This is a genomic window from Leptolyngbya sp. GB1-A1 (assembly GCF_039962475.1).
Taxonomy (GTDB): Bacteria; Cyanobacteriota; Cyanobacteriia; order Elainellales; family Elainellaceae; genus Leptolyngbya_A.
The window spans coordinates 23,064-37,010 of sequence record NZ_JAMPLI010000005.1 but is presented as its reverse complement, the minus strand read 5'-3'; the positions used below and the strand labels follow the sequence as shown (position 1 = coordinate 37,010).

General features: G+C 48.4%; 11 protein-coding genes, 2 pseudogenes and 1 riboswitch. Of the genes and pseudogenes, 4 read left to right on the top strand and 9 right to left on the bottom strand.

The genetic code is table 11. The features are described from left to right. Nucleotides 1–52: 52 nt before the first annotated feature. Both NDI45_RS07110 and NDI45_RS07105 read right to left on the bottom strand, forming a co-directional pair. Nucleotides 53–1,012, bottom strand: a complete 960-nt coding sequence (locus tag NDI45_RS07110) for an MBL fold metallo-hydrolase (protein WP_348246876.1) — start codon at nucleotides 1,010–1,012, stop codon at nucleotides 53–55. Between the two features lie 96 nt (nucleotides 1,013–1,108). Beyond that, a riboswitch (guanidine-I (ykkC/yxkD leader) is annotated at nucleotides 1,109–1,235 on the bottom strand. 229 nt (nucleotides 1,236–1,464) lie between these two features. Beyond that, nucleotides 1,465–1,659, bottom strand: a pseudogene (locus NDI45_RS07105) (DDE-type integrase/transposase/recombinase); the annotation flags it as partial. A 31-nt stretch (nucleotides 1,660–1,690) separates the two neighbouring features. Here NDI45_RS07105 and NDI45_RS07100 point away from each other — a divergent pair. From NDI45_RS07100 to NDI45_RS07090, 3 genes and pseudogenes are all read left to right on the top strand, one after another. After that, nucleotides 1,691–1,882 (top strand): annotated as a pseudogene (locus NDI45_RS07100) (IS1 family transposase); the annotation flags it as partial. A gap of 450 nt (nucleotides 1,883–2,332) precedes the next feature. Next, nucleotides 2,333–2,578 carry a helix-turn-helix transcriptional regulator gene (locus tag NDI45_RS07095; protein ID WP_190793899.1) on the top strand — a complete coding sequence of 82 codons (246 nt, stop codon included), beginning with the start codon at nucleotides 2,333–2,335 and terminating at the stop codon, nucleotides 2,576–2,578. Continuing rightward, on the top strand, nucleotides 2,571–5,663 hold the full coding sequence (locus NDI45_RS07090; RefSeq protein ID WP_348246875.1) for a PAS domain S-box protein: 3,093 nt from the start codon (nucleotides 2,571–2,573) through the stop codon (nucleotides 5,661–5,663). Before NDI45_RS07095 ends, NDI45_RS07090 begins: the two co-directional genes overlap by 8 nt. A 27-nt stretch (nucleotides 5,664–5,690) precedes the next feature. Here the strand turns inward: NDI45_RS07090 and NDI45_RS07085 are convergent, their stop codons facing one another. The 5 genes from NDI45_RS07085 to NDI45_RS07065 all read right to left on the bottom strand — a co-directional run bounded on the left by NDI45_RS07085 (nucleotide 5,691) and on the right by NDI45_RS07065 (nucleotide 9,589). Then, nucleotides 5,691–6,389 carry a Crp/Fnr family transcriptional regulator gene (locus NDI45_RS07085; RefSeq protein WP_348246874.1) on the bottom strand — a complete coding sequence of 233 codons (699 nt, stop codon included), beginning with the start codon at nucleotides 6,387–6,389 and terminating at the stop codon, nucleotides 5,691–5,693. 433 nt (nucleotides 6,390–6,822) lie between these two features. Next, entirely contained in the window at nucleotides 6,823–7,521 is a 699-nt protein-coding gene (locus tag NDI45_RS07080; protein WP_348246873.1) for a Crp/Fnr family transcriptional regulator, read from the bottom strand. Between the two features lie 76 nt (nucleotides 7,522–7,597). Further along, entirely contained in the window at nucleotides 7,598–8,020 is a 423-nt protein-coding gene (locus NDI45_RS07075; protein WP_348246872.1) for a response regulator, read from the bottom strand. A gap of 219 nt (nucleotides 8,021–8,239) precedes the next feature. Continuing rightward, nucleotides 8,240–8,647: a hypothetical protein gene (locus tag NDI45_RS07070; RefSeq protein ID WP_348246871.1), complete on the bottom strand. Its 408-nt coding sequence runs from the start codon at nucleotides 8,645–8,647 to the stop codon at nucleotides 8,240–8,242. A 75-nt stretch (nucleotides 8,648–8,722) separates the two neighbouring features. Next, nucleotides 8,723–9,589 carry a Crp/Fnr family transcriptional regulator gene (locus NDI45_RS07065; RefSeq protein WP_348246870.1) on the bottom strand — a complete coding sequence of 289 codons (867 nt, stop codon included), beginning with the start codon at nucleotides 9,587–9,589 and terminating at the stop codon, nucleotides 8,723–8,725. A 278-nt stretch (nucleotides 9,590–9,867) separates the two neighbouring features. Between NDI45_RS07065 and NDI45_RS07060 the strand changes: the two genes are divergently transcribed. Continuing rightward, nucleotides 9,868–10,815: a protein-glutamate O-methyltransferase CheR gene (locus NDI45_RS07060; RefSeq protein WP_348246869.1), complete on the top strand. Its 948-nt coding sequence runs from the start codon at nucleotides 9,868–9,870 to the stop codon at nucleotides 10,813–10,815. On the opposite strand, the gene NDI45_RS07055 is transcribed toward NDI45_RS07060, so the two are convergent. Next, nucleotides 10,740–12,338: a B12-binding domain-containing radical SAM protein gene (locus NDI45_RS07055; RefSeq protein ID WP_190793905.1), complete on the bottom strand. Its 1,599-nt coding sequence runs from the start codon at nucleotides 12,336–12,338 to the stop codon at nucleotides 10,740–10,742. The genes NDI45_RS07060 and NDI45_RS07055 overlap by 76 nt on opposite strands. Before the next feature lie 440 nt (nucleotides 12,339–12,778). After that, entirely contained in the window at nucleotides 12,779–13,624 is an 846-nt protein-coding gene (locus tag NDI45_RS07050) for a fatty acid desaturase (RefSeq protein ID WP_190789579.1), read from the bottom strand. Nucleotides 13,625–13,947 lie beyond the last annotated feature (323 nt).

Here is a 13,947-nt window from a genome sequence, read left to right as displayed (position 1 = left end):
GAATGAGTGATTCCAATGAGTGAATGGTTAGGACATGAAGCGCTCAATGCTATTAAGCCGGACGCAAATCACCGGGGGCAGCATTAGGGTCCATGTTTTCGTAGCTGAAGTAGCGATCGGGAATACTGTTATAGATAATGTAGTCATCGAAAGCGTAAATACCGGGAGCTCCGTTAATGTGGGCGATTGCCTCTTTCACAGAATGCAGCTGCGCTACGGTCATTTGCAGGGGACGTTCATGAGGTTGGTAGTTGGTACGGATTAAGTAATCCAATCGTGGATAAATTGACATTTCCACATGGCATCCCAGCAAGTGGGTGATAGGGTGGGTATCGGTGAAGGCAATCATGCGATCGATGCTGTTGCAAAAGGCATCCCAGTCACGAATGTAGAGCCGCCCCGGATAGAGCAAATCACCCGTAAAAAAGAGTTGTGTATAGGGGTCATAGATCGAGACTTCTGCATCTTCATGACCAGGGGTTCCCATCACTTGCAGCACCCGTCCCCCTAAGTCAAACGGTACCACTTTATTGGGCCAGTCCTGAAACCCATAAAACGCGATTGTTTCAGCCAAACTATGACCCACGATTATTGTATTGGGGCGATCGAAGAACTGAAAATCACCCTCAAAGTGATCGCGATGCAAGTGGGTATGTGCCACCACCAGAGTATAGTTGTCGCGCGGATATTTGGTTAACCACCGGTCAATCAAGTCATCCACCGTTTGCCGCAGGGGAAAGAACTCTGGCGATCGGGTTGCTCCAGTATCTAGCAAGATAGCGTGATTGTTGCCAAACAACAAAAATATGAACGGCGCTTCATAGTGCACTGCCATGTTTTGCCGCAAAATATAGGTGTGTTCGTTGTAAGCATGAACCTGGATATCGGGATCAGTATTATGCTTCGCTGAGATGGAGCCATGAATCCAATGAACATTGAGATCACCTAGTGCAGGACAATCCAGAATGAAGTTAATTGATTCAACTGCGTTTGTTTGTAGGGATGAATTCATGAGCAATACCTCGATAAAGAGAAATGAACGCTAAGTGCAATAACCTGATCAAACAACAAAGCCCAAGAGAGCTGCACCTTAAGCAAGATGTCTGGCTTCTCCCGGGCTTTTATCCCGCCGTGTAGCTAGCTCCGTTGTACGGAGATACAACTATGCCAGCCTGCCTCTCTCGGACCAGCGCTGCTTGCAATTCTGCCCAGCCGGAACCCTAGAGGCGATAGTAATCACTTGAGATTGGCTTTAAAGAGGTTAGATTAGCTTGAGTAATTATTAGAAGATTCAATATAATATATGCTCGAGGATGTCCTGCAAAATTGTGTTGATCGCTACAAATAATCAGATATATAGTAACTTTTCGTTGCTGCCAAAAGATTAGGAGCAAGGACGATCGTTAAGGGGGTTGTGTCACAAAAACTCTTTAAAGACAAACGATATCTATCAAGGTCATCGTCTTAAGCAGTTACTCCAGAGAGTGCTTCGATAAATCTGACCTGAGATACAATACCCCCTCGATTGATGCCATTGACTTGTCCTTTGCGGATCATATTCATCGCTTCAATCCCGCTCAACGTTCTTCTCGCGCTGTTGAACGACTTAAACCCCATCATCAGTTTCACAATTCGCTTGATGTTCCGATGATCCTGCTCAAAGAATCGCAGAAATTGCCGTCACTTAAACAGATGGCATCGCAGACAGAACAAGTTTGGCAAGCGATGGGAACAAACGAAGGTGACGACGCGGTTAATGGTGAGTTATTTCAACTGGATTTGGCAGCATAGCCGGTTAAAGACTACTGCTGCCCAGCGAGCAGGATTAACGCAACGACCTTGGACTTGGCATGATCTTGTGACTTACCCCACCATTATTTAATGCACTACCGATTTCTGTCGCAATTTGCTGACTGGTCCGCATAGATAAGATTTAACTTCAAAAGCAAGCGTGAGGAATTGGCAAGCTGAGATTCCCTCTTTCTGACGAGCAAGTACTTGCAGAGACGGCGAACACAGTATATTTGCTGATCCTCTTGCTAGTTTAGCGTGCCTACCGCATCGTGAATTTTCCTAGTGCATCTTCAGGAGAGCTTTTTTGCGAAAGTGTCAAAACTGAGTACTCAAATCCCGATTCTCAATAGGGTAGTGTTCTAAACCTGTGTAAGTTTCTAGGGACTAGTCATTCAGACTGTAACAACAGATTAAAAAAAGATTAAGAACAATACCTCCTCTTCCTTCTACCTCCTCTTCCTTAGGAGTGTAGAACAGGTTATCCCTTGTGTCCTATGGTGTAATAAGTGACCTTGTGGAGCAAGTGACAATCGCAGCAATGCCTACCGCATCTCTACCCATCGCAGACTTAGTTCGCCATCTGCGACAGCATCTCAACCTGTCTCAGGAAAAATTTGCTGCAAAATTAGGCGTTTCTTTTAAGACGGTGAATCGCTGGGAGAAGGGGCATTCACTGCCTTCACCAATGGCACTGAAGCTGATCGAAGATTTGTTGAAAACGATCGGCGAAGCGGGGAAAGCCTTGTTGGAGGAGTATTTTCCAGAGGGGAAATCGGATGTCTGAAACGTCATGCTCTGTGGGTTTGAACGATATTTTGATTACAGCAGCGTTAGCACAAAGGTCGCCCCGAACCCCAAACCTACAAGCGGAGACTCAAGCCCTACATACATTGGCGCGGCAGTTTGCAGAACAATCCCAAACCCTGCTCAAGACACTAGTGACGGTGGCGAAAGATCTGTGCCAAGCAGAAGCCGCCGGAGTCAGCTTACTGGAAGTGACGCCCGATGGGGAGGAAGTCTTTCGCTGGGTTGCCGTGGTTGGAACATTAGCAGACTATGAGGGGAGCACAGCACCCAGGCACTTTAGTCCCTGCGGAGTCTGTTTGGACAACCGATCGCCGCAACTGTATTCCTATCCTGAGCGGTATTTCACGTATATTCAGAAAGCGAAACCGACGATCGTTGAGGGTTTGGTAATTCCGTTAATAGGCGCAAATCAGCCATTTGGCGCGATCTGGATTGTGTCGCATGACGAAACTCGGCAGTTTGATCGCGAAGATGTGCGTGTCATGACCAGCCTCGCCGACTTTACCGCTGCTGCTTTGCAGAATCTGCATCTGCGTCAAACAGCAGAGGTTGCTTTGCAGCATGAGCAAGCTGCCCGTCGAGAAGCCGAAGCCACCCGACAAGCCTTGGATGAATCGGCACAGCGAGCGATTGAGATTCTAGAAAGCATTACTGATGCCTTTGTATGTGTGGATCAGGACTGGCGAATCACCTATGCCAACCAGGAAGCCGCTCGGCTAGCCAATTTGCAACCCGAAGAACTGCTTGGAAAGTCGCGCCAGGAAATGCAGACCTTCACAGATCCCTGCACAGTGCCAGGTAATTCTTGCGATCGGGTAATCGCGGCCGTTCTTGAACAAACCTATGATCGAATTACCGCAGAGTCGGGGGCAACCCACTTTGAGACGTTCGATAATGCCTCCAGGATGTGGCTGGAGGTTCATGCTTATCCCTGTAAGGTAGGCTTCAGTATTTATTTTCGAGATATTACGGGGCGCAAACAAGACAAAGTCATCCACCAGCAAACAGAAGCCGCCTTGCGCGAGAGCGAATCTCGCTTTCGTTTGATTGTTGAAAGCGTGAAAGACTATGCCATCTTTACGCTCGACCTTAATGGCATCGTCACGAGCTGGAATCCCGGAGCCGAACGGATATTGGGTTACGAAGAGTCTGAAATTATCGGTCAACCGAATTACATCATCTTTACGCCCGAAGATCGAGAGACTGGACAAGCCGACCAGGAACTTCAGACGGCGCTTAATGAGGGACGAGCAGAGGATGAACGCTGGCATCTTCGCAAAAATGGGAGCCGTTTCTTTGCCAGTGGCTTGATGATGCAACTGCGTGATGAAGCAGGCAAGGTTCAGGGATTGGTCAAGATTCTGCAAGATATCACCCAAACGCACCAGGCACAGGAGCGGGAGCGGTTTTTGTCTCAGGCAAGCGCGGTATTAGCGGGGACACTCGATTACAAAACCACGCTGTTTAACATTGCGCGGCTCGCAGTTCCGTTTTTGGCTGATTTTTGCTTCTTTGATATCCTCAGCACCCGTCAGCAGATTGAACGAGTGGCATGGCATCACCGCGATCCGGCAAAGCGAGATTGGTTTGAGCAGCTCCAGCGATATACTCCTCCCCAGGAGCGGGAGAACCACCCAATCATAAAGGTTTTGGTCACGGGTAAGGCAAATCTGGTTTCTCATGTGACTGATGCATGGATGGAAACAGCCGCGATCGATCCTGACCATCTGCAATTTATGCGCGAGTGTGAGCTGCGATCGCTGATTACGGTTCCCCTGATCGCGCATGGTCGAAAGCTGGGCGCGTTAACCGTTTGTTCAACCGCAAGCTCGAATCGCCACTACACGCAGATCGATCTAGCACTGGTAGAAGAATTGGGACATCGGGCAGCGTTGGCACTCGATAACGCCCGGTTGTATCAGCAGGCGCAGGAAGCCAACCAGATGAAGGACGAGTTTTTGGCAGTGCTTTCGCACGAGCTACGATCGCCCCTCAACCCAATTCTGGGCTGGATACAGCTTATGCGGAAAGGGAACTTAAACCCCGCAAAAACTGCAAAAGCCTGGGAGACGATCGAGCGCAATGCCAAACTGCAAGCCCAGCTCGTTGAAGATCTGCTGGATATGTCGCGCATTCTTCGCGGCAAGCTGAGCCTTAACGTAGGACAGACGGATTTGGCAGCAATCATTCGCGCTGCAATTGAAACGGTACAGGTTGCAGCCCAGGCGAAGGCGATCGAAATAGAGACAAGGCTCGATCCGCAAGTTCCAGTCGTGATGGCAGATGCGACCCGATTACAGCAAGTCGTTTGGAATCTGCTCTCAAATGCGGTCAAATTTACACCAGAAGCAGGACGGATCGAAGTCTGGTTAGAACAGGCGAATCACCAGGCTCAGATTATTGTCCACGATACGGGCATCGGCATTCACCCGAACTTTTTGCCCTATGTGTTTGACTACTTCCGGCAAGCCGATGGCGCAACGACTCGTCGATTTGGCGGACTGGGGCTGGGGTTGGCGATCGTGCGTCAGTTGGTGCAGGCGCATGGGGGAACGGTGTGGGCAGAAAGCCCAGGAGAGGGGCAGGGCGCAACGTTTACAGTCACGCTACCGCTGATGCTTGCTGAACCCGCCGCGATTCCAGACAACCCACCCTCCGAGGATGCTTTTAATCTACAGGGCACTCAAATTTTAGTGGTCGATAACGAGCCAGATGCGCTAGAGTTTGCGGCTTTTGTGCTGGAGCAAGCTGGAGCCAAAGTGATTCATGCAACTTCCGCCACCGAAGCGTTAGCCCTGTTGCCCGAATCGCATCCAGATGTGCTGCTGAGCGATATTGGGATGCCCGACATGGATGGCTACATGCTGATGCGGCAAGTGCGATCGCTTTCCCCAGCGCAAGGGGGACAAACTCCAGCGATCGCGCTTACGGCTTATGCCGGAGACATTAATTCTCAGCAAGCACTCTCAGCCGGGTTTCAGCAACACCTGACTAAACCGATCGAGCCAGAGACATTAATTCGAGCGATCGCAGATCTAATTCAGCAACAGCAGTGTCAATGAACCGGGCAAAACTGAAGCACTCCCTCGCTACTGGTGTCCCAGTAAGCGATCGTATTCTGTTTTGATTCTTCTAAAACATTCACAGGCGGAAGCTTCTAGCCCAGCCTGTTCAAGGATCTGCACATTGCCGCGACGATATTGAATCAGTTTGCGTTCCTGAAGTTTTTGTGCGGTTTGCGTCACTCCTGCCCGGCGTACACCCAGCATCGTGGAGAGAAACTCCTGCGTGAGCGGCAAATTATCGACATAGAGCCGTTCTTGGGCTTCCAGCAGCCAACGAGACAACCGTTGCTCTAGCGGGTGGAGGGCATTGCAAGCCGCCGTTTGAGAAACCTGCGCCAGAAATGCCTGCAAACAGCGCAGGATCACGTCGTGCAGTTCACCATTGCGATCGAATTCCTCTCGCACAGTCTGAACGTCGATCTTCATCGCACTGCCTGGAATTTGTGCCATAACCTCGGTCTGGGTTCCTATGTCGTTTCCCAACAGCGCATGAATGCCCAGCACTTCTCGACTGCCCACCATTCCAACCTCTGCGGTTGCACCGTTTTGCATCGTAATCGTGACCGAAAACAGACAGTCGATCGGGAAATAAAGGTGGGTTAACCGTTCTCCGGATGTATAAATAACCTCGCCCCGTTCCAGGGTGACATGATTCAGATGAGGGGCAAGTCGATCGAATACAGCAGGGGAGAGGGCAGCCAGTATCCGATTTTCAGGAATCATTTACGAGAGGCTCCAAAATGGATGAGAGGCTCTCCATAGAACTCATCTCAAGAGTTAAAGATCAAAATCTATCAACTGATCAGCAGGAATTGGTAAACTTCTTAAGCTTGCTAATTCTAAGCTTGCTAATTCTAAACCTGTTGATTCTAAGCTTGTTGATTCTAAGCTTATTAATTCAGTGTAGCGATCGTTACGATTGGCTTGTGTGAGTCTAGCGACCTAAAGATCTTTAAGGTGAGAAGTTTTTTTAGGATGCGTTAGTGTGTAGCGCATGGTTTTCAGAGAGTTGAGGAATTGTTGCGTTACGGGTTGCGCTATAGAATGCGTTAGAACGACTGCCTAATATAGGCTACAGCCTATAATGTCTATCGATTGAGTTTCTAATAGCCTGAATCTATTGTTTCGTTGTACTGCTTTGTTTTGTACTGCTTTGTTATTGTTGCCCTAACAAGCGATCGTATTCTGTTTTGATTCTTCTAAAGCATTCACAGGCAGAAGCTTCCAGCCCAGCCTGGTCAAGGATCTGCACATTGCCGCGACGATATTGAATTAGTTTGCGTTCCTGAAGCTTTTGAGCCATCTGCGTGACGCCTGCCCGACGTACGCCCAGCATCGTTGCGATAAATTCCTGCGTGAGCAGCAGATGATCAGAGTGAATTCGCTCCTGCGTTTCGAGTAGCCAGCGGGGAAGGCGTTGTTCTAACGTATGAAGTGCGTTGCAAGCCGCCGTTTGGGAAACCTGCGCCAGAAATGCCTGCAGACAGCGCAGAATTAGGTCGTGCAGTTCACCATTGCGGTCGAACTCCTCTCGCACAATCTGAACGTCGATCTTCATCGCACTGCCTGGAACTTGTACCACAACCTCGGTCTGGGTTCCTACGTCGTTTCCCAATAGCGCATGAATGCCCAGCACTTCTCGACTGCCCACCATTCCGACTTCTGCGGTTGCACCATTTTGCATCGTAATCGTGACCGAAAGCAGACAGTCGATCGGGAAATAAAGATGAGTTAACCGTTCTCCGGGGGTATAAATAAACTTGCCTTGTTCCAGCGTGACGTGATCCAGATGAGGGGCAAGCCGATCGAATACAGCAGGGGAGAGAATCGCCAGTATTTGATTTTCAGCGGTCATTAGAAGTCTTAGAAGCTTTAAAAAGAGCACTGAGAGGCTCTATAGAGAACATATCTCAATATTGAGAGAAATTGGGTTATTGATAAACAGTTGCTACCTGACCGAAGTTTGTTACGCAGGCGACTGCTGCAATTAACTCATCAAGGTTTACGGGTTTCGATAAGTGCTTGCAAAAGCCAGCAGCAAGAGATTGTATCCGATTGTTTGCAGTGGTGCATCCAGTCAGGGCGAGGGTCGGAATGTGCAGGTTGTGAGCAAGTTCAAGGGCTTTAATGTGGCGTATCAGCGAGTAGCCATCTTCACCGGGCAAAGCAAGCTCGCTAATCACAAGATCGGGGGGATTGTGCTGCATGATTTTGAGCGCTTCACTAACGCAATCTGCCGCGATCGCTTCAACCCCGTATTCTTCAAATAAGATTATTAATAGGTCTCTGGAGTCCGCATTACTATCGACCACGAGCACTCGCAGACCACTCCGTAACCCGGTTAGACTCCACATAGCAGGGAATATTTTCACAGCAAAAGGGTTTAGTACAACGGATGTAGACAAGACGCACATTCCCCAGGATTCCACAATAAGGCAATAAGGTTTACACCCTAGACTTAGAATAATTCTTAACAAGGGCGGAGTCGGTACGGTTTCGTACGATCAAACAAAATAGCTCAGATATCGTTACCCCTGGCAGTGTATTAGTTGTACCAAATTAGTTGTGCCCAATTAGCTGTGGCAAACCGGGCAAAGCTGGTATAGAAGCTGCCGGAGCTGCTGCCCATCTTCCAGATAAGTCACATACTCGCTTTCACCCATCTGCACGTTTTGCCCTTCTAGCTCAACGCCATACTGCTCTGCCATGATCACAATGGGGGTGGTGCTAGAAACGTCTGCCTCTTGGCGAATGTTACGCCCGATGTCGATAAACTCCTCGATCGATCGCCCAAATTGATTCATCAGAAGCAGGTCAAAAAGTTTGCCTTTCCCCCTGACCCATTGAATTGCGTCTGCTACATCGAGCGTCACGATGACATTGTAACCCCAATTACGAAGGTTCTCGACGAGAATAGGTCTAACGCTGTCATCTGGCTCAACCAGCAAAATAGTTGGCAAAATGGATTGCTTCTGACTCACAGTTTCGCGACCTTACTTCAGCAACACATGCTCCAGTAATCAATACTCTATTAACACATGCTCCAGTAATCAATGCTACGGTACCATACCTGAATTCACTGGTAGAAGGCGATCGTATTCTTCTCTTAAGGTCCGAAAGCATTCACAGGAGTATGCCTCTAACCTTGTTCGATCCTGAATGTGGATGTGCCCCCGGTTGTAGCGAATGAGACCTTTCTCTTGCAGAATTTGAGCCCTTTGCGTTACCCCAGCCCGACGGATCCCCAGCATATTTGAAATAAATTCTTGCGTCAGGGCGAGGTCATCTCCCTCCACCCGGTCATGCACTTCCAGAAGCCAACGCGCCAACCGCTGGTCTATCTGGTGCAAACTATTGCAGGCACTTGTCTGTGAGATCTGGGCAATAAAGGCTTGGGTATAGCGCAGTATCACATCGCGCAGGTCTTTGTTCTGATCAAACTCATTACGCAAGATCTCAGAATCGATTCTTAAAGCTTTGCCTGGAATTTGCACATTATAGGTCGTTTGCGTGGTTTCTTGACCTCCCATCAGGCTATTGATGCCTAACACTTCTCGATTGCCAACCATGCCGGTTTCAGCGGTTGTACCATCCCACATAACGATCGTAATTGACAGCGCACAATTGAGTGGGAAGTACAGATGGCGAATCTCATAACCCGGTTCGTGGAGGCGATCGCCCGATTGTAGCGTGACCTCTCTCAAAAAAGGAGAAAGCTTGTAAAATAGTGCCTGAGGCATCGCATTCAGCAAGCGATTTTTAGTCCTCATCACGTTTTGTACTCCATCTTTTATATCTTCTGTATCTTTTATTTCTTCTGTATCTTTTATTTCTTCTGTATCTTTTATTTCTTCTGTATCTTTTATTTCTTCTGTATCTTTTATATCTTCTATATTATGTCTTATCTTGTGGTCAGAAAGCACACCCTGCACTCCGGTTAGAGATTATCATCCGAAGCGGAAGGAGTTAAGGCAAAATTCACTGAAGAAAGCGCATCCGACCTTCACCTGACCCTTTCCTTTGTCCGATACCGTACTGAAATTTGCTTGCAGAGGGACTATTCTTCGGGGGGAGTAAAATCTACCTCAGTCAAGATCTGAAACTAATTGCGTTGTCAATCTTGTTGATGCTTGAACCCTTTTACTCTCCCGAAAGAGATGACGTTGGCGTTTTCTCCGATGCTTGATTCTCCTACATGCCTATGGTTCCAACATTAGCAGCAACCGAGTTAGAAGACTTACTGACTTATCTCAGCCAGGTTCATTGCGTTGACCTCAGAGGCTACAAACGCTCTACACTCCTGCGTCGTACACGGGTGCGCATGCAGTGCCTCAAGGTTGAAAATTATCAAGATTATCTTGATTATCTAGAGCAGCAGCCCGATGAGGTGCCCCAGCTCTTAAACACCATTTATATTAACCTCACCGGCTTTTTTCGCGATCGCTTCGTTTGGGATTATCTGGCAAATGAGATTATCCCGCAGATCATTGTGAACAAAGCACCCCACGAACCGATCCGCATCTGGAGTGCGGCCTGTGCATCAGGAGAAGAAACCTATTCACTGGCGATTCTATTCGCAGAAGCCCTGGGCATCGAGCAATTTCAGCAGCGAGTACAGATCTACGGCACCGATGTTGACCCAGATGCCATTCGGCAAGCGCGTCAGGGTTATTATCCCGCTTATGCGATCGAAGCGATTCCGCCTGCCCTACAAGCGCAGTATTTTGAGCATCGTCAGGATCTCTACTGCTGGCGGCAGGATCTTCACTGCTCGATCAATTTTCAGCTTCATAACCTGATTCAAGATCCGCCCCTGCCTCAGATCGATCTGCTGGTTTGCCGCAATCTGCTCATTTATCTCACCCCAGAAACCCAGCTTCGGGTGCTGGCTCGCTTGCATCAGAGTTTAGAGCAAACCGGATTCTTGCTGTTAGGACAGACAGAGAACCTGGTGACTCCTCCTGAAACATCGCTATTCACGCCGCTTCGTCTGCGAGCCAGGGCATTCACCAAAACGCCAGGAACGACAAAGGCTTATCGTGCCGGACGCTCACCCAAGGTAAAGGTATCGGCTCAACTTGCAGCTAATTCACTTGCAGCTAATTCACTTGCAGCTAATTCAGTGCTTCTTGACTCAGTCAGCATATAGCGTGTGAGTTGAGTTTCAATTTCATCGCGCACAATCTGACGATAGTCGATGAAATGCTCTAAGTGAGCGCAGTTGGTCAGGTAATGCTTAAACACGCCTGGGTTATGGCGAATGATAGAAAAGAGCTGTTGCCAAAACTGCCAGCGCGTATTGCGCTTTAACCCCTGTCGCCAGCAAATGAGAAACAGTGCCCGCAGGTCTGCCAGTTCAGGCAGCTTAAACTTTTTCTTGCGATGCTGAGGCGTCATGTCAATAAAGTGACGATAGACCCGCGCCAGGTAGCGATCGGGTTCATACAAATCCCAGAAGCATCGAATGTATTCACGCGCAATTTCTTCAACCGGGCGAGTGGGAACAAAATTAATCAACGTCGTCTGGTGAATATTCGCTTCGTTTCCGGTGTCCAGCAAACGCCCTTCTTTTTGCAAACGATGCGACAGTGCAGTGTTGGGTAACGCTTGCAGCATACTGAAAAGTGCCTGCGGAATTGCAGTCGCTTCTACAAAATCGATAATGCGATCGCCTGCACCCGATTTTTCGCCATCAAACCCGATAATGAATCCTGCCATGACGCGCAACCCGGTTCGGTTGATGGTTTTCACCGACTCGATCAGCGAGTTGCGGGTATTCTGAAATTTTTGCGTCAGTGATAAACTGTCGGTGTCGGGCGTTTCAATGCCCAAAAAGACCGCCGTAAAATTCGCAGCAATCATCAGATCCAGGAGTTCCTGATCCTGCGCTAGATCAACCGAAGCTTCGGTCGAAAGACTAAACGGATAGCCCCGCTCTGCCATCCAGGGAGCTAACTCTCGCAACAGCAGTTTGACATTCCGCTTATTGCCAATGAAGTTATCGTCTACCACAAAGATCGATCGCCGCCAGCCTAGGTCATACAAAGTCTGCAACTCTGCCAGCAGTTGAGCCGGGGTTTTTGTTCGCGGCTTCCGCCCATACAGCACAATAATGTCGCAGAACTCGCACTGGTAAGGGCATCCGCGCGAGAACTGAACCGACATATCGCTATAGGCCTTGAGATCAAGCAGGTCAAAGCGGGGAACGGGCGTAAAGGTAACATCTGGCTTTTCACCATTGGCACGAAACACACCCGATGTTTCTCCTCGCTCCAGTGCTTCAACAAAGAGCGGCAGGGTAATTTCCCCTTCATCCAGCACCAAAAAGTCTGCCCCTGCCTCTTGAGCGGCTTCAGGAACAGAAGTTACATAGGGTCCACCTACAGCAACCTGCTTGCCACGACGTTTTGCTTTCTCAATCAGATACAGCATGTCGTCTTTTTGCACGATCATGCCGGAAATGATGATCAGGTCTGCCCAATACCAATCGGCTTCACTTTCATAGCCAACGTTACGATCGACCAGCCGAAACTCCCAGGATTGCGGCAGAATTGCGGCAACCGTAATCAAGCTTAGCGGAGGAAGAGAGACTTTGCGCCCAATCAGTTCCAGAGCTTTATCAAAAGACCAGAACGACTTGGGGAAGAGAGGATACAGTAATAAAACTCGCATAATATATTTACTCAATTCAATTTCGGTTCAATCTTTGTTTAGTCTCGGTTCAAGTCCGGTTCAAGTCCGGTTTAATCCCGGTTCAGTCCCGGTTCAATCTATTCAGTCTTTGTTATCAACATTTGTAGCATTCTCAATTCGCCTCATCATCCTGTGATTCAAACCTGTTATCCAGACCTGTTACTTAGAAGGTAAACCTAAACGTTACTCTATCGGCTACTCTATCGACTACTGCGGGTCAAGTTAAGTTTCTCTTGTTCTGTTTTAGATTCTTTTAAGATTTTGAAATAGACGTTTACACTGTTTACACTTCAGTTTAGGCAACCTTCGCCTGATAATCAACCTGTTCATTAAAAAATCGAGTGCTGTCGCTTAAGGCAGTAACTTTACCCCGTTTGCATACAGCACTCAAATGTTTTGCCTGCGTTTAATCCTGAGCGTTATCCTGCGGTCGGCGGCAGAATGATTCTCTTCGCCAGCCCCAGCTGCTTCAGACTCACGATCGCCCACCAGGTCATATCAATTTCCCACCATTTCCAGCCTGCCTTGGCGACATTGGGATAGGCATGATGGTTGTTGTGCCAGCCTTCCCCGTAGGTAAGAATCGCTGCCCACCACAGATTTCGCGAGTTATCATCTACCTTATGGCTGCGGTAACCCGTGATGTGACTTGCAGAATTAATCAACCAGGTGCTGTGCCAGAGGATCACCGATCGGAAGAAAAGTCCGTAAATCACAAACGACCAGCCCCCAAACAGGTACAGCACAATTCCAAGCGGAACTTGCAGCAGCAGGTAATTGCGATCGAGCCAGCGATAAAACGGATCTTTTGCTAAATCCGGTGCGAATTTGCGGTTGGATTCGTACTCAAAAAATTCTGGACGTTTGCGAAATAGCCAACCCATGTGACTCCACCAAAAACCCCGTTTTGCAGAGTAGGGATCTTTGTCAATGTCTTCAGTGTAGGTGTGATGCCGACGATGCCCCGCAACCCAAAAGATCGGACCACCCTGTAGTGCCAAAGCCCCCAGAAGGGCGATCGCATATTCCAATCCCTTCGGAACCTGAAAGCTGCGATGCGTCAGTAAGCGATGATATCCCAGACAAATGCCAATACTGCCAAACAACCAGTGCAGAAAGAGGGCAACTCCCAGAGCTGACCAGGAGAAAAACCAGGGGGCTAATAAAGCCAGACCATGAATTGCCGCAAAAAATGCAATGCTCGTCCAATTGAGCATAAGTGACTGATCGTTCTTTTGATCAGCATTAGAAATATTGAAAGTCATGAAAATCCTATTACTACTCTGTCTAGTTCATCGATTACGCTTTTAGCTGACTTAGGGATTGTGCTACTAAAGCTCATCTAGAAATTGAGGCGATTGCACTGCTAAAGCAAGAGCGATTAAAGCAGGAACAATTAAAGCAAGAACAATTACTCTGTTATTTGTCATCAGGGACACACCCAGAAGTTGATTAATTCACTGGGCGGATCACTGGCCACATCACTAAGCAGATCACTGGGCTGACTACAGAGAAGACGATCGACCCAGAAAAGACGATCGACTCTCAATCAGCAATCATTAATCAGCAATCATTAATTAATAATGTA